The following is a 16,486-nucleotide window of genomic DNA, read 5'->3' on the forward strand; positions in this document are numbered from 1 at the left end:
TCCGTACTAATGAGGCTGGAGGATATCGAAGGTTCTAATTGGCCTTTAAATTGAGCGGAAAGCACTCAATAATGAAAGAAGAAGCAGGAATCAAGAATACATATACGTTCAATAAAAATAGCAAACCGATGCAATTGGATCCACAAATAGCAATAGATTCTCCTTTTAGATCAATTAAACGGGAAGACTGGAAAAATCTAAATGGGAAAATATTGCACAACTTCAGTTCCGAAGATCTTGAAAATCTACATGCACTCAATGAGCCATTGACCAATCAGGAGATCGAAGAAGTTTACGTTCCTTTGAGCCATTTGCTAGAAATCCACATTGACCGTTTCCAAAGCCTGCATCAACGCACAAATCGCTTCTTCGGTAAAGAAGAGAGCAAATTGCCTTATATCATCGGCATTGCCGGATCTGTGGCCGTCGGAAAAAGTACAACAGCAAGAGTATTGCAACGGGTATTGAGTATGTTGCCTTCCAAACCAAAAGTAGATCTGGTGACAACAGATGGCTTCCTCTACCCCAACCAACAGCTGATCGAAAAAGGTATCCTCAACCGCAAAGGATTTCCGGAAAGCTATGATGCCAAACGGTTGATCCATTTCCTCTCTGCTGTCAAGTCTGGAGCCCCTAAGATTACTGTTCCGGTTTATAGCCACTTGGTTTACGATGTCCTACCAGACGACCAACAGCAAATCATTGAACAGCCAGACATCCTGATTGTCGAAGGTATTAACGTATTGCAGGTTAACTCACAACGCCCACGTAAAGGCCATAGCGTATTCGTTTCCGATTTCTTCGATTATTCCATCTATGTACATGCCAGTGAGAAAAACCTCATCGAATGGTATACCAATAGGTTTGAATCCTTGCGCGCGACAGCCTTCCAGAATCCGGCTTCATTTTTCCATAAATATGCGAATATGTCAGCCGAGGAAAGTCATGCCATGGCCGTGAACATTTGGAATGAAATCAACAAGCCCAACCTAATCAAAAATATCTTACCGACCCGTTATCGGGCCGATCTTATCCTCGAGAAAGGCAGCCACCACTTTGTCAAGAATGTGAAGGTCAGAAAGATCTAACTGAGCCGCCCCTTAAATTGAAGCACTTCATTCAGGATCTTGCTCTGCACTTGCTGGTGAATCCGATTGCTTGAAGATATGGTGCTAACTTCAACTTTGTATTTCACAAAGTCTTTGGCCAGATCCGCTATTTTTACCGAGAAGCCCTGTCCATGATCCAAATTGGGATTATTCTGAAATAAAGGTTTAAAATACTGCTCCAGTTCTTCCACAGCGACCGCATGGTCAACCGGCAGCTCGAATTTCACGACTATTTTATTGGACTTCTGTGAGGTTTTGTTGACCAAAGTCGCGGTAAACACCAGGTTATTCGGAATCATCACAGCATCATCATCCTCGTCCCGGACAACCAGATTGGCTAAGGTAATATCAACAATTTTGCCCTGATACTCCCCGATTTTAATGCGGTCACCCACAGAAAACTGATCCGAAAACATAATGATCAGACCCGATATCATATTTGTAATATATTCCCTAAAAATAACAGCAATGGCCATGGCAACGATTGTCATACTGGTGATAAAGTCCTTCGGATTAATACCAACAGCAATCATCACACTCACAATAATGAAAAATACATTTCCTACGGTCGCCACGCGTGTGATGCCGAGCACGAAATTACCGCGCACAACCTGATGTTCATTTCTACTGTTGTACAGTTTAACCAGAATAAAATGACCGATCGAAATCAGTACGCTGGCCGTCAGAAAAGTATTCAGTCCGTATGCAATATTTCGTATGCTATCTTTCTGCTCATAAAAAGCTTCAAACTGCACAAATGAAGCCGTCAGTGCAACAAGTAGTATAATCCGTACAATAAAAGAAATTGAAATAGATTTCGTCATTTTTAAACGTTGATGATTTGCAAATAAAAACAAATTTATCGTTTTCTCCACTGTCACCAAAGATTTTTTTGCTGCATAAGGGAACTAAAAATGTTGCATAGCTAAACAATTTTACTTTACGTAAAAAGCATTATCAGGAAATACCTATCTTTGCCTAAAGACATTACATGCTATTAAATGAAGGAATCCAACGTGCAAACTGAACTCAACGTCACCGGAATGCATTGTACAAATTGTGCTATTTCAATCCATAAATACCTAGAAGACAACGGCGCTAAGGAGATTTACGTTGATTTCGCTTCAGATGAAGTAAAGTTTTCCGATATTCCGCAGGATCAGGTTCCAAAGCTCGTTAAAGGCATCGAGTCATTGGGATACAAAGTCATCAAGGACAAAGATGTCAGAGTAAGCTTCTGGAAATCAGTTGAGTTTAAATTCCTGATCTGTCTGCTCTTTACGATTCCACTCTGGAGTCACATGTTTGTGGATCTCCCCTTGCTTCATGACCCCTATATACAACTGGCCTTATGTGCACCTGTCTATCTTGTTGGTTGTATCTACTTTGGCAATAGTGCACTACGCTCACTATGGAATAAAATGCCTAACATGGATGTACTTATCTTTGTGGGCTCCACGGCAGCATTTGTCTATAGCGCTATTGGCACATACTATAAACTAGGGCACGATTACCAATTTTACGAAACCTGCGCAACCATCATTACCCTGGTTTTTATGGGGAATGTACTTGAAAAACGTGCTGTTACCAAAACCACATCTGCGATCAAAGATCTGGTTAAATATCAAGACATTAAAGCGATTAAAATCCTCGACGATCAGGAGATTGAAATTACTGCTAAAGAGATTAAATCCGGAGATATCCTCAAAGTAAATACGGGAAGTCTAATTCCAGCAGATGGTGACATCCTGGATGGACATGGTTGGATAGACGAATCCATGATCACGGGTGAGAGCATGCCTATCGAAAAAACAAAATATGAAGCTGTCATTGGCGGCACACTGCTGACTGCTGGCAACATCAGAATCACGGCAACGAAAGTAGGTTCAAAAAGCGTTTTGTATCAGATCATTCAATTGATCAAAGATGCACAGAGCAAAAAACCGCCTATCCAAAAATTTGGCGATAAAGTAGCGGCCTATTTTGTTCCTATTGTTGTCACAATCGCCTTTTTCACCTTCTTTATTGCTTACTTTATCGCCCAGTTGCCCTTGCAGCAAGCCTTGATGAATGCCATTGCGACACTTGTTGTGTCTTGCCCTTGTGCAATGGGCCTGGCTACACCAACAGCAGTGATGGTAGGTCTCGGTCGGGCAGCCAAGCAAGGTATCCTCATCAAGGGCGGAAGCACAATTGAAGAGTTATCCGAACTCAAACAGATGGTCTTTGATAAGACAGGGACACTGACAACGGGCGATTTTAACATCAAGGCCATCCAGACCTTTGGCATCGAGCAATCCCAGGTTGAATCCATTATTGCACAACTGGAAAGCTACTCCAGTCATCCGATTGCCCAATCCATCCGCAAGCAACTCAAGGAAATAAGATCCTATCGTATTATCTTCAAGGAAGTCAACGAAATTAAGGGACAGGGAATATTTGCGACAGACACGAACGGGAACAGCTATTCGATCTGTAATGCAAAAATCGGTAAGAAGGATTATTCCAATCGGTACGACCTGACGCTGACGATTAATGAAGTTGTCATTGCAGGTATCGTTTTGGAAGATCAGATCAAGCCCTATGCAAAAGAACTTATTCAATATTTAAAAGATAAAGGGATCAGACCTATTCTATTAAGTGGTGACCGACAGAGTAAATGTGAGCGTGCAGCACAAAAGCTTGGCATAGCCGATGTCTATTGGGAAAAATCGCCCAGCGAAAAACTGACGATTCTATCTGAACTAAAAAAGACTGCCCCTACAGCGATGGTCGGTGATGGCATCAACGATGCTCCTGCCCTTACGGCAGCTGATGTCGGTATTTCTCTCGGTGATGCAACACATGTCGCCATTCAATCGGCGAAAGTAATCCTATTGAACAATGATCTGAAATCAATAGAGAAACTGCTACAGGTAGGACATCACACTCTCCTGACGATCAAACAGAACCTCTTTTGGGCATTTGCATATAACATCATTGCGATTCCATTAGCCGCTGCGGGATTTCTGGGACCCATGCTCGCAGCGTTAAGTATGGCCTTCTCCGATCTTATTGTGATCGGCAACTCGATCCGCCTGCGCTTTAAAAAATTGAAATAAAAACAATCCAGCATCAGTACCAAGACAATCCATAAAAGATTGTCTTTTTTATGTATATTAGGCTTCAATTCATTCGCTTTTGAGGTTAAATTTTTGTAACTTCGCATGCGTAGCAAGCCAATTAAAAAGGCTTGCTTACTAGTTTTATTGAAACCAAATTCATATGGCTGAAGAAACAGAAAACGACAACAATCTTGTTCCGGCAAACGACCGGATTATCCCAATCAATATCGAGGATCAGATGAAGTCTGCTTACATTGACTACTCCATGTCTGTCATTGTATCCCGGGCTCTTCCTGATGCACGTGACGGCATGAAGCCTGTACACAGACGTGTACTTTATGGTATGTTGGACTTAGGGGTTACCAGTGGCAAGCCTTATAAAAAGTCTGCCCGTATCGTTGGTGACGTATTAGGTAAATATCACCCACACGGTGATTCTTCCGTTTACGACACCATGGTTCGTATGGCTCAAGATTGGAGTTTACGCTATCCGTTGGTAGACGGTCAAGGTAACTACGGTTCCATTGACGGTGACCCTCCTGCGGCAATGCGTTATACTGAAGCAAGATTAAAGAAGATTGCCGAAGAAATGCTTTCCGATATCAACAAAGATACTGTTGATTTCCAAAATAACTTTGACGACTCCTTACAGGAACCTACTGTATTACCGACCCGTATCCCTAACCTTTTGGTTAATGGAGCTTCGGGTATCGCTGTAGGTATGGCAACAAATATGGCGCCACATAACCTGTCTGAAGTAATTGATGGTACCATTGCCTTCATCGATAACCGCGATATTGAAGTACCTGAATTAATGCAGCATATTAAAGGACCTGATTTCCCAACTGGGGCATTGATCTATGGTTATGCTGGTGTTCAAGATGCTTGTAATACAGGTCGTGGCCGTATCGTTATGCGTGCAAAAGCAGAAATTGAAACAACCAAATCTGGAAAAGAACAGATTATTGTAACCGAAATCCCTTATCAGGTGAATAAGGCCAATATGATTGAGCGTACTGCTGATTTGGTTAACGAAAAGAAACTGGAAGGTATTTCTGCAATCCGTGACGAGTCTGACCGTACAGGTATGCGTGTCGTTTATGATATTAAACGTGATGCTAACGCCAATGTTGTCTTAAACAACCTATTTAAATATACAGCACTACAAACCTCTTTTTCAGTCAATAACATCGCCTTAGTTAAAGGAAGACCTGTACTGATGAATCTAAAAGATATGATTCGTGAGTTTGTTGAGCATAGACATGATGTCATCGTCAGACGTACACGTTACGAACTGGCGGAAGCTGAAAAACGTGCGCATATCTTAGAAGGATACCTGATCGCGCTGGATCATTTAGATGAAGTCATCAAATTAATCCGTAACTCCGATACACCTGAAGATGCGCGTCTTGGATTAATGGAGAAATTTGGTTTATCCGATCTTCAGGCACGTGCGATTCTGGATATGACCTTACGTCGTCTGACAGGACTGGAACGTGATAAGATCAAAGAAGAATATGCTGAATTGATGAAAACAATCGACTATTTGAAATCTATATTGGCAGATGAAGATCTCCGAATGAAGATCATCAAAGATGAGTTGATTGAGATCAAAGAAAAATATGGTGACGAACGTAGATCGCAGATTGTACACTCTGCAGAAGACATGCGTATGGAAGACTTTATTGATGACGAAGAAATCGTGATCACCATCTCCCACAACAGTTATGTAAAACGTACGCCATTATCAGAATATAAACGCCAAGGTCGTGGTGGCCGTGGATCAATCGGCACAAATACACGCGAAGAAGATTTCACAGAGCATATCATTACAGCTTCGGCACATAACTATATGCTCCTATTTACCGAAGCAGGCCGCTGTTTCTGGTTACGTGCATTTGAGATACCAGAAGGAAGCCGGACATCGAGAGGCCGTGCACTTCAAAACATCATCAATGTGCCGAAGGAAGAGAAAATTAAGGCCTTTATCTTAGTGAAGAACCTGAAAGACCAAGAATACTTGGAAAACAACTTCATTATCATGTGTACTAAAAAAGGTACCATCAAGAAAACGTCTTTGGAAGCTTATTCCCGTCCAAGAGCAAACGGTATTAATGCGATCAACATCAACGAAGGGGATCAATTAATCGAAGCTTGTTTGACTACAGGAAGCAGCGAAATTGTGATGGCACTGCGCTCAGGAAGAGCAATCCGCTTTAATGAGTCTACCGTTCGTCCAATGGGTCGTACAGCAACAGGGGTTCGCGGTATTACCTTGTCTTCCGAAAGTGATGAGGTGATTGGCATGATTAGTGTCAATGATTCAGAAACAACGGTATTGGTGGTTTCAGAGAAAGGCTACGGAAAACGTACCGATATCGAAGACTACCGCGTCACAAATCGTGGCGGTAAGGGAGTCAAAACAATCAATGTAACCGATAAAACGGGTGAATTGGTTGCAATAAAAGGTGTTACAGATGCCGAAGACCTTATGATTATCAATAAGTCAGGTATCGTTATCCGGATCGCTGTAGAAGGATTACGTGTGATGGGCCGTGCAACACAGGGTGTGAGACTCATTAATCTGAAAGACAACGACGAGATTGCTTCCATCACGAAAGTAGATCGTGAAGAAGAATCTGACGAGGAATCTGGAGATATCGAAAATCCAACAGCAGAAGATAACGAAGGATCGGCTTCCGAAGAAAATATAGATTCAAACGAAGAATAAACTGCATGAAAAACTTACTGATATCATTGTTAATATCTGCAAGTAGTTTAACTGTTGCTGCCCAATCAAATTTGAAAGAGGGCAGCAACAGTTTTGCTTTATATACCAAAACTGGTGATTTCAAACATCTCGAAAATGCCAGAAAGTTTGCTGACGCCGCATTTCTAACAAAAAAAGATACATCTGCTGTCAACAATAACCTTTTAAGGGCTTTGGTATATAGCTCACTAGCAGTTGCAGATTCAACTAGAAAACAGCAGTATAAACTAGACCCGATAGATATATCCATCAAATCGCTAAAATTGTTGGATGCAAAAAAAGCGCGCCGGAATTTTCCTGCAGAGATGGACTATGTTCGTCAAAATCTTGCTGGCGCAATCTCCTATCAGGGAGGTATCGCATTAAAAGACAATAAATTTGATAAAGCATATAAGGCTTACCTTCGAATAGACTCCCTTGGTTTTAAAAATACCGACCTCAAATATAATCTTGCCGTACTTGCCGGAAAAAATAAAGATTATATGAATGCTATTAATTACTATAACGAGCTTATTAAAGCTGAAAATCCCAAGCCAACCTACTTTTTGGAATTGGCACAAATTTATAGCTTAGGAGGTACTAAACAGGATGTCTTAAACGTTCTAGAGAAAGGACATGCTATATTCCCGGAGAATAAGCAAATCCTTTTTAGATTAATAGATGTGTATTCGGCCAATAATTCGTACGATGCAATATTGAACGTTATCGCTGATGCAATTCGTTTGGAACCTGAAAATGTGGAATTAAATTACATTGCCGGTTATTCTTACGAAAATGCGAATGATCTAAAAAAAGCAAAAGAATATTATAATAATGTATTACGATTAGATCCAAATAACTATGAATCTAATTTGGCATTGGGCTTAATTAATCTCGAAACGCTATTAAAAGATCCGACAAACCAGGATATCCAGGATTTAACGGTCGAATATCTATTAAAAGCAAACGAAATCAAACCCTACGATGTTAATGCCTTAAAAGCCTTAGCAAAATATTATACGCTTATCGATGATGCGTTACAATTAGACAGGGTGAATTTATTATTGAATCAATTAACAGTTAAATAGATATGAATTTAAAATCTCTATTATTATTAGCGGCAATAGGTACTGTATCTACATCAGTTTCTTTTGCCCAAACGGGTAACGTAAAAAAGGCAAAAACTGGTCTTGCTAAATTTCAGGAATTAAAAGATGCTGGTACTGCACAATTAGGCTTACCAAATCTTAAATCAGCAAAAGAAGCTATTGACGCTGCTGTGATCAACGAGAAGACAAAAGATAATGCAGAAGCTTGGACAGTATATGCTTTAGTTAACGCAAACTTATCGACTATAGATAAATCCGCTGAATTGGCAAAATTAGCAGAAGATGGTATTGCCAAAGCAAAACAATTGGATACAGATGGAGCAAACAAAGCAAATATCACTGTAGCTGAGCAAATCCTTGGCCAATACAACTTCAATATTGGTGCAGAAGAATACCAGGCACAAAAATATGCCGATTCCTATAGTTCGTTCACCAAAGCATTGACGTACCTTCCAGGAGATACGCTAGTGACTTACTACAGTGGTGTAGCGGCATTGTCCAACAAGGATTATAAAAATGCGATCGAACGTTACAAAGAATTGATCCCTAGAAAAGACTTCTCTTCACATAAAACAATTATGGTTGATTTACCGAAATTGTATTTATCATTGCAAGACACAACTTCTGCTCTAGAATATGCGAAGAAAGCTGCTGAAGCTTACCCGGATGACAATGCAGCGATGACGCAAAATATCGAATTGAATTTGATCACAGGGCATGAGAAAGAGACCATTGATGCCATCACGACACAATTGGCTAAAGATCCTTCGAATAAAAGCTTAAACTATTATTTAGGTATCGCACAAGCATCAGCAAAAAATGATGAGGCGGCAGTTGCGGCATATAAAAAAGCATTAGAAATCGACCCTAACTTCTTTGAAGCAAATACAAATTTAGCGATCACGTTGATGAATAAAATTCGTGAAAAACTAAATGTTGTTAACAACAACCGAAAATTGACGCAAGCGCAATATAACACAGAAGTGGACAAGATTAAAGCAGAATTGAAACCTGTATTACCATACTTAGAGAAAGCTGTTTCTTTGCAACCAAAGAATGTAGATGCTTTAACAAATCTAAAGAACTACTATGTTTTTATGCAAGATGAAGCTAAAACTACTGAAGTCACTGCTAAAATCAAGGAATTAGAATAATTTTAATAAATTTTTCTAAAATAAATAGAAAATCCCCAGCGTTTGTTGGGGATTTTTTTTATGCTTGAACCGCAATTATTATTTTTGCCAGGGATTAGCCACCCACCAGTTGGAAACTGGTATTTCCAATCCGCTATTATAGAATTGCGATCAGTTCAATCTGAAATACCAAGGTGCACTCCCCTCCTTTTCGAGGCATTAATTCTTCCTTGCCATAAGCTAAGTGTGGTGGAAGGTAAACTTGCCAGATTGATCCAACAGGCATCATACACATAGCCTCCTGCCAACCACGGATAAGTTCATTGATATAAAATGTTTCTGGTCGTTTATGCCTATAGGAGCTATCAAATACCGTTCCGTCCAATAGCTCTCCCTTATAATGACAGATTACTTTTGAGGTTTTCACCGGAATTTTACCGGCACCTTCCGTCAATATTTTATATTGTAAACCCGATGGGCAGACTGTTACACCTTCCTGCGTAGCATTCTCTTTTAGAAATGCAATCCCTTCCTCCTTATTCTTTTCCAATAACGCTGTCGCGCTTAGCTTATTCTTCTTTTTCTGTACCAAAGTAATATTCGTTTAAATGCTCTAAAGTGGTGATCCGTGCTGCGCATACCGCCTCAGTATCCGCGATAGGTTTTATTGCGGAACACAAGGTGCTGACCAAGGTCCAAAGTAACGGCTTTTTATCTTTTTAACGAAAAAATGCAGCGATTTTTAGGGAACCCTAAAACGTCACTGCATTCATCGCGTAGATCTACAGCGATCTACACCAATTTTTATATTCCAAACCGCTATACCAAGGCAGCATGCAATGTTTTTTCAAAGCTAAATGCTTTGCTGACCGGGCAATTCTCCTTTGCTTTCTGAGCAAGCGCTTGAAATTCGGTATCATCAATCGAGGGTACTTTTGCAGTCAATTCGAGCTCAGAACGTACGATTGCACCATTTTCAAATACAATCGTCGATACCGTTTTGAGTTCATCGGGTACAAAACCAGCTTCGGTTAAAAATGCGCTCAGCTGCATCGTAAAACATCCGGCATGGGCTGCGGCCAATAGTTCTTCGGGGTTGGTGCCAATACCATTCTCAAACCGTGTTGAAAACGAATATTGTGCCTGATCCAATACCGTACTATCTGTAGTCAGATTTCCCTTACCTTCTTTTAAACTCCCATTCCATTGGGCTGTTGCTTTTCTTCTCATGATTATTTCTTTGTTGTTATATTTTATTATCCTTCGATACCAGCCTTATTCTCAAAGTTTTGTTGAAAATAACACGCTAGATCCATTTAAGAACGATCTATATATACAACAAACCTGCCTATAAAAAGTTGTATTTAATTGTATAAAATCATGTCGCACTTCTCAAGAAAGTCTCGTTATTTAATACAATAAAACTAAACTCATGAATAAATTAGCGTATCTCCTCATCTTAGTAGCTTTCACTTCCTGTAAAACTCGTCAGAACACGCAACAGGCTTTAATTCAAGATTGTCCCGAAGAAAAAATTGTCAATAAGATCCCCGGACCACCAGTAAAAGGAGAATCTGAGAAAATCTACTATATCTATCAGGGCAAAAAAGTATCACCTAAACAATTCGATCAAGAATGGCTTGAAAAAAATTGTGAGATTAAGGAGACAGTCGTCTACTAATTTTATTTCTAAAAACAAGCCTAAACACGTACTTTTGCCTAAAATTTTTTAAAATGACAGTTTCTCTTCGGGAGGTCAATAAAAAGATTTTAGGCTATGTTTCTTTAACTTTCCTCGGTTATTTCACAATTGGCTTATCACTTGCGACCTTACCCATTTTTATTCATCAAATTTTAGGATTTAATACAATTATCGCCGGATTGGTCATCAGTGTCCAATATATTGCAACCTTTTTACTACGGGGTTATGCTGGAAAAATAGTGGATACCAAAGGCCCTAAAGTATCTGTCCTGCGTAGTATGCTCTTTTTTGCACTTTCGGGGATCTTACTTCTATTCGTCTTTTTATTCAAATCGCAGCCTTTCATCAGCCTTGGTTTATTGCTGATCACGAGATTATTCACAGGCATTGGCGAGGGACTGGTCGGCGCCAGCCCGATCAATTGGGCACTATTGGAGCTCGGCGATGAACATGCAGCCAAAGCCATCTCCTTTAATGGTATTGCGAGTTATGGCGCACTTGCCCTCGGAGCACCACTGGGTGTATTGATGGTTGACCATATCAGTTATGAATCATTGGGACTGCTCACCTGTGCCATTGGTATCCTGGGCTATCTTTACAGCAAATCAAAAACTCCCTTTCGGGTGATCGCCAAGAAGACAAGCACCGTGAGCTTCAAGCGTGTGCTTTTGACTGTCGCTCCATTTGGAACCTGTCTGGCCCTGGGCGGCCTTGGTTTTGGAAGTATATCGACCTTCATGACGCTGTATTATGAGCATTTTAACTGGCAGAATGGTGCCGCCTGTTTGACCGTTTTTGGTGCTTTCTTTATCCTGACAAGACTTGTGTTCAATAAGGTTATTGATCAATATGGAGGTTTGAAAGTCGCCTTAGTCAGCCTTTTTGTAGAATCATTAGGTTTATTGGTGATTGCCCTCGCCCTCCATCCACTTTGGACACTTGTTGGCGCAGCATTGACAGGCCTTGGCTTTTCACTCGTTTTTCCTGCCCTCGGTGTGGAGGCCATCAAAAAGGTTGATCAAAGCCAACAGGGTTCGGCATTGGCTGCCTACGGCTTATTTATTGATATTTCTCTGGGGGTTACAGGTCCATTGATCGGTTTTGTCGCCAACAATGTCGGCATGACAGGGATCTACCCCTTCAGCGCCATAATGGTGTCTATTGGTTTTGCAGTCGTGGGCAATTTATTATATAATCAGAGACCGAAGCTTGCCTGACACCCGGTCTGTGCATGGTAGATTTTTAAAAAGCTACAGGGGATATGCAAATAGAAGAAACGAAAAAAGGCTAACGCGATGGTTAGCCTTTTATATATTACTCGTATCGCTAGCTTATATTAGTTTTCAATGCTCGGTACAGCAACAACCTCATTGGTATCAGCGTTGTAATCTATACCATCAAAGTTAAAACCAAATAAGTTGAAAAACTCATTGCGGTAACCTTCGATATCGGAGATCTCAGTCAAATTTTCTGTATTCGCTTTCTCCCATAGTGCAGCTACTTCAGCCTGAACATCTGCACGCATCTCAAGGTCGTCAACACGGATTCTGCCTTTATCGTCAAGCAATACTTTGCCATCAGCAGTATAAAGACGCTCTGCAAATAAACGTTGCATTTGTTCAATTGTACCTTCGTGGATTCCTTTTTCTTTCATCACCTTGTATAATAAGGAAATGTACAAAGGTACCACTGGGATCGCTGAACTAGACTGTGTTACTAAAGCTTTGTTTACAGAAACATAAGCTACCCCATGAAGATCACTTAAGATCGCATTGATTGCAGGTACAGTACCTTCCAAATCATCTTTCGCACGACCAATCGTTCCATTGCGGTAGATCGGATAAGTCAATTCAGGGCCGATATACGAATAAGCAACTGTCTTTGCACCTTCAGCTAAAAGGCCTGCAGCTTTAAGATCTTCGATCCAAAATTTCCAGTCTTCCCCACCCATTACAGCAACTGTATTGGCAATATCTTCACTATTTTCTACGGGTTGGATCGTAATATCCGAAACAACGCCCGTATGGAAGTCGACCGTTTTATCGGTAAAAGGTTCCTGTATAGGTTTTAAAACAGAAGCGTGTACAACACCTGTTTTCGGGTGTGTACGACGCGGAGATGCCAAACTGTAAACCACTAAATCTACTTGACCCAGATCCTTTTTGATTAATTCAATGGTCTGTTTTTTGATATCGTCCGAAAAGGCATCACCATTGATACTTTTGGCATATAATCCAGCTTCGTGGGCTTCTTTTTCAAAAGCTGCAGAATTGTACCAACCAGCGGTACCTGGCTTACCTTCTGCCGCAGGTTTTTCAAAAAATACACCGATTGTAGCAGCTCCAGAACCAAACGCTGCAGAAATCCGGGATGCAATACCAAATCCTGTTGAAGCACCGATCACCAACACTTTCTTTGGACCATTCGCGATCTCACCCTTCGATTTCACGTATTCAATTTGATTTTTAATGTTTTGCGCAGCCCCTTGTGGATGCGAGGTTAAACAAATAAAACCTCTAGTTCTTGGTTGTATAATCATCTTGATGAATTTTCTTACTACTTGTTTTATTGATTAGGCAAAATAAGGAATTTTAAATGAGAAAATCGCCATAAAAATCAATTACTTTTTGTTTCATTTCCAATTAAACGGGCATTTGCTTACTTTCACTGTATTAAATTGACAGCACATCCATTTTATTTATGCCATTCCAATTTACAATAAAAAACAATAAAAATACGGCACTTTTTTTAGGAATAGTTGCCGCATTATTTTTCGCTAGCACCTTTGTTTTAAACCGCGTTATGGCTGTTTCGGGAGGAAGCTGGCAATGGACAGCATCCTTACGTTTCATCTGGATGCTTCCCATCTTGTTTGTTATCGTATTCATTAGAGGTAATTTAGCTCCGCTCTTTGATGCCATCAAATCCAATCTGCCGCAGTGGCTGCTATGGAGTACAATAGGTTTTGGTGTATTTTATGCCACCCTTACCTTTGGTGCTAGTTTTGGTCCCTCATGGTTGGTCGCCAGTACCTTTGAATTCACCATTATCGCAGGTATGTTTATCGGGCCCTTGCTGGAAAAGAAAGAGAATCGAAGCGGAATTTCCAAAGCCTCACTCCTGTTCTCGATCATTATTTTTTTGGGGATTGTCCTCATGCAAATCTCAGAAGCACGTGCAAGCTCCATAAAATCCATGTTATTGGGAACTATCCCTGTATTGATCGGGGCCATTGCCTACCCTTTGGGAAACCGCAAGATGATGCAAATAGCGGGAAATAAATTGGATACCTTCCAACGAACACTGGGCATGACATTATGCAGTATGCCCTTTTGGATTCTGCTCAGCATCTTTGGCTATATGGACAGTGGACTCCCAACCGAAAGTCAGTTGCTACAGACCTTCATGGTTGCCATTTTTTCTGGAGTAATCGCCACCCTCCTATTCTTTACAGCAACAGATCTGGTTCGCACCGACCACAAAGCGCTCGCGGCGATTGAAGCAACGCAAGCCATGGAAGTAATCTTTACACTATTGGGCGAAATAATACTATTGCAAGCTGCCTTTCCAAATAGTTATTCCTGTGTGGGAATTGCCCTGGTTGTCATTGGAATGATACTCCATAGTCGTGCAAATTAAGGTCCGAAAGTGTAAGAGATCAATTTTCATCAGCCTGTAGGGTCTTGCTAATCTTGCTTAAATTCAAGCTATTGGCCATAGCGGAAAAAATCTCATAATAAGTACCCTTCTGCATATAAAGTTCCTCATGTTGCCCCTGCTCAACAACATGGCCTTTCTCCATCACGACAATTGCATTTGAATCAATAATCTGGGAGATGCTGTGCGATACAATAATTACCGTACGATCTTTCTTAATCGCATCAAGGCTATTTTTAATCTGCTCCGTAGCAATGGCGTCCAGATTTGCTGTGGGCTCATCCAGAAAAATAATAGGCGGATTTTTCAGAAACAACCGTGCAATCGCAATACGCTGTTGCTGTCCACCGGAAAGCAATTGCGCATCAGACTCGTAACCTTTTGGCAACTCCATAATCTGTTGATGGATATAAGCTTTTTTAGCTGCTTCCACAATTTCTTCCCGTGAACTCCCCATCTTGCCATATTCAATATTTTCAAATATTGTCCCTTTAAAAATATGATTACGCTGCAGCACCATGCCAATATGCTGCCGGAGGAATGCGGTATCATAATCTGCCAAATCTACACCATCCAATAAGATCTGCCCACCTGTCGGTTCGTAGAATTTATCCAACAAGTTGATAATTGTACTTTTCCCCGCACCACTTAGTCCGACTAAAGCTGTAATTTCATTGGGTTTAATAGCAAAACTAACATCTTTTAGTGCTTGCGTCCCATTGGGATACGCAAAGAAAACCTGACGCAATTCCAAATGGCCATGGATTTTTTCCGGCCGATACGTTCCTTTTGATTCAATCTGATCATCCGATTCCAGGATCTCAAAAAAAGACTCCGAATAGATCAGGGCATCATTGACCTCATCATAAATGCGGTGCAATTGGCGAATCGGTGCCGAAACATTGTTGAAAAGCATGATATGGAACATAATGGCCCCAATTGTAATTTGTCCAGATAGCACCAAATAGGCCGTCAATACAATAATGATAACGACCGCAATCTGCTCCACAAAATTCTTTATGCTATCGTAAAAGAAGCTCGTCTTTCGGGTTTCCATTTGATTTTCGGTCATCTCAAATTGAATCTTCTCATGTCGTTTTGCTTCTTCAGGCTCCCGTACAAAAGATTTGATCACGAGTATTGATTCAATAAGACTGATAATTCGATTATTTTTAGATTCACGGTAATTACGCATTTGTCGCCTAAAACCTGTCAGTTTTGAGGCTTGGGTCTGACTAATGTAAAGGTATAATGGAATCACTGCAACCCCCACTAGGCCGACGTACACATTAGCATAGAACATACAGGCCAATGCGATGATCGCATTGGCAAATAAGGGCAAAATATCAATAAAGAAGTTTTGCACCAAACGTGTAAGTGAGCTGATTCCAGCATCGATACGTGTGGCTAACTTTCCACTTTCATTATCTGCAGATGTATAAAAGGCAAGTTTATAAGTCAAAATGCGGCTGACAATAGACTGAGAAAAATCTCGTGCAATATAAATCCGGAGTTTTTCCCCATAGAATTTTTGACCAAACTGCACCAGCGCATAGATAATTTCCTTCAGCAACAATACCGCACTGATGATCCCGACGATATATAGCCCCTTAGATAGGGGTTCCTTGGCCACCATCATTGCATTGATGGTATCTACTGTATACCGTAGAATAAATGCATTGATTTGAGCAGCAAATGACCCTACCACAGTCAAAAGTAAAGTATAAACAATCAGCTTGCGATAAGGGCGGGCAAAGGGAACAATTTTTTTAAACAGCTGTGGAATAGTCATGGAGAAAGATTATGATAAGCATGGAACAAGTAAGCAGTACGCTTTGTTTAAAAGTAAATAGAAAATAATATAAATCCTATACAGCAAAACTGAAATACCAGGGCAAAAAAAAGTCGTACCATAAACGATGA

13 protein-coding genes are annotated in these 16,486 nt (G+C 40.7%); 8 read left to right on the top strand and 5 right to left on the bottom strand.

All coding sequences use genetic code 11. The annotated features are described in order from the left end of the window. Nucleotides 1-71 precede the first annotated feature (71 nt). A complete protein-coding gene (gene coaA, locus DFQ12_RS05345) occupies nt 72-1,088 on the top strand; it encodes a type I pantothenate kinase (protein ID WP_244211681.1) in 1,017 nt (338 codons plus the stop codon). Here the strand turns inward: coaA and DFQ12_RS05350 are convergent. Beyond that, complete coding sequence (locus DFQ12_RS05350) at nt 1,085-1,933, bottom strand: mechanosensitive ion channel family protein (protein WP_120257955.1); 849 nt, start codon at nt 1,931-1,933, stop codon at nt 1,085-1,087. The genes coaA and DFQ12_RS05350 overlap by 4 nt on opposite strands. A gap of 177 nt (nt 1,934-2,110) precedes the next feature. On the opposite strand from DFQ12_RS05350, the gene DFQ12_RS05355 reads away from it, so the two are divergent. The 4 genes from DFQ12_RS05355 to DFQ12_RS05370 all read left to right on the top strand — a co-directional run bounded on the left by DFQ12_RS05355 (nt 2,111) and on the right by DFQ12_RS05370 (nt 9,225). Beyond that, nucleotides 2,111-4,210: a heavy metal translocating P-type ATPase gene (locus DFQ12_RS05355; RefSeq protein WP_120257956.1), complete on the top strand. Its 2,100-nt coding sequence runs from the start codon at nt 2,111-2,113 to the stop codon at nt 4,208-4,210. 163 nt (nt 4,211-4,373) lie between these two features. Next, nucleotides 4,374-6,944 carry a DNA gyrase subunit A gene (gyrA, locus tag DFQ12_RS05360; protein WP_120257957.1) on the top strand — a complete coding sequence of 857 codons (2,571 nt, stop codon included), beginning with the start codon at nt 4,374-4,376 and terminating at the stop codon, nt 6,942-6,944. Nucleotides 6,945-6,949: 5 nt separating this feature from the next. After that, the gene (locus DFQ12_RS05365; protein ID WP_120257958.1) at nt 6,950-8,050 is read left to right on the top strand and encodes a tetratricopeptide repeat protein; all 1,101 of its coding nucleotides are present in this window, start codon (nt 6,950-6,952) and stop codon (nt 8,048-8,050) included. Between the two features lie 2 nt (nt 8,051-8,052). Then, nucleotides 8,053-9,225: a tetratricopeptide repeat protein gene (locus DFQ12_RS05370; protein ID WP_120257959.1), complete on the top strand. Its 1,173-nt coding sequence runs from the start codon at nt 8,053-8,055 to the stop codon at nt 9,223-9,225. A 136-nt stretch (nt 9,226-9,361) separates the two neighbouring features. On the opposite strand, the gene DFQ12_RS05375 is transcribed toward DFQ12_RS05370, so the two are convergent. Beyond that, nucleotides 9,362-9,796: an FKBP-type peptidyl-prolyl cis-trans isomerase gene (locus DFQ12_RS05375; protein ID WP_120257960.1), complete on the bottom strand. Its 435-nt coding sequence runs from the start codon at nt 9,794-9,796 to the stop codon at nt 9,362-9,364. A gap of 227 nt (nt 9,797-10,023) precedes the next feature. Further along, nucleotides 10,024-10,434: an OsmC family protein gene (locus DFQ12_RS05380; protein ID WP_120257961.1), complete on the bottom strand. Its 411-nt coding sequence runs from the start codon at nt 10,432-10,434 to the stop codon at nt 10,024-10,026. A gap of 202 nt (nt 10,435-10,636) precedes the next feature. Here DFQ12_RS05380 and DFQ12_RS05385 point away from each other — a divergent pair, with 202 nt between their 5' ends. Next, entirely contained in the window at nt 10,637-10,885 is a 249-nt protein-coding gene (locus tag DFQ12_RS05385) for a hypothetical protein (protein WP_120257962.1), read from the top strand. Between the two features lie 53 nt (nt 10,886-10,938). Next, nucleotides 10,939-12,123: an MFS transporter gene (locus DFQ12_RS05390; protein WP_120257963.1), complete on the top strand. Its 1,185-nt coding sequence runs from the start codon at nt 10,939-10,941 to the stop codon at nt 12,121-12,123. 119 nt (nt 12,124-12,242) lie between these two features. On the opposite strand, the gene fabV is transcribed toward DFQ12_RS05390, so the two are convergent. Continuing rightward, nucleotides 12,243-13,445: an enoyl-ACP reductase FabV gene (fabV, locus tag DFQ12_RS05395; protein WP_120257964.1), complete on the bottom strand. Its 1,203-nt coding sequence runs from the start codon at nt 13,443-13,445 to the stop codon at nt 12,243-12,245. A 161-nt stretch (nt 13,446-13,606) separates the two neighbouring features. Between fabV and DFQ12_RS05400 the strand changes: the two genes are divergently transcribed. After that, nucleotides 13,607-14,545 (top strand): DMT family transporter, encoded by a 939-nt coding sequence (locus DFQ12_RS05400; RefSeq protein WP_120257965.1) that lies wholly within the window; start codon nt 13,607-13,609, stop codon nt 14,543-14,545. A 19-nt stretch (nt 14,546-14,564) separates the two neighbouring features. Here DFQ12_RS05400 and DFQ12_RS05405 read toward each other — a convergent pair whose 3' ends face one another. Then, a complete protein-coding gene (locus tag DFQ12_RS05405; protein ID WP_120257966.1) occupies nt 14,565-16,355 on the bottom strand; it encodes an ABC transporter ATP-binding protein in 1,791 nt (596 codons plus the stop codon). Nucleotides 16,356-16,486: the final 131 nt, after the last annotated feature.

Source organism: Sphingobacterium detergens (assembly GCF_003610355.1).
Classification (GTDB): Bacteria; Bacteroidota; Bacteroidia; order Sphingobacteriales; family Sphingobacteriaceae; genus Sphingobacterium; species Sphingobacterium detergens.

Excerpts from the sequence above, each read along its gene's own strand:
- coaA (WP_244211681.1), top strand. The coding sequence starts at position 72 with ATGAAAGAAGAAGCAGGAATCAAGAATACATATACGTTCAATAAAAAT.
- DFQ12_RS05350 (WP_120257955.1), bottom strand. The coding sequence starts at position 1,933 with ATGACGAAATCTATTTCAATTTCTTTTATTGTACGGATTATACTACTT.
- DFQ12_RS05355 (WP_120257956.1), top strand. The coding sequence starts at position 2,111 with ATGAAGGAATCCAACGTGCAAACTGAACTCAACGTCACCGGAATGCAT.
- gyrA (WP_120257957.1), top strand. The coding sequence starts at position 4,374 with ATGGCTGAAGAAACAGAAAACGACAACAATCTTGTTCCGGCAAACGAC.
- DFQ12_RS05365 (WP_120257958.1), top strand. The coding sequence starts at position 6,950 with ATGAAAAACTTACTGATATCATTGTTAATATCTGCAAGTAGTTTAACT.
- DFQ12_RS05370 (WP_120257959.1), top strand. The coding sequence starts at position 8,053 with ATGAATTTAAAATCTCTATTATTATTAGCGGCAATAGGTACTGTATCT.
- DFQ12_RS05380 (WP_120257961.1), bottom strand. The coding sequence starts at position 10,434 with ATGAGAAGAAAAGCAACAGCCCAATGGAATGGGAGTTTAAAAGAAGGT.
- DFQ12_RS05385 (WP_120257962.1), top strand. The coding sequence starts at position 10,637 with ATGAATAAATTAGCGTATCTCCTCATCTTAGTAGCTTTCACTTCCTGT.
- DFQ12_RS05390 (WP_120257963.1), top strand. The coding sequence starts at position 10,939 with ATGACAGTTTCTCTTCGGGAGGTCAATAAAAAGATTTTAGGCTATGTT.
- fabV (WP_120257964.1), bottom strand. The coding sequence starts at position 13,445 with ATGATTATACAACCAAGAACTAGAGGTTTTATTTGTTTAACCTCGCAT.
- DFQ12_RS05400 (WP_120257965.1), top strand. The coding sequence starts at position 13,607 with ATGCCATTCCAATTTACAATAAAAAACAATAAAAATACGGCACTTTTT.
- DFQ12_RS05405 (WP_120257966.1), bottom strand. The coding sequence starts at position 16,355 with ATGACTATTCCACAGCTGTTTAAAAAAATTGTTCCCTTTGCCCGCCCT.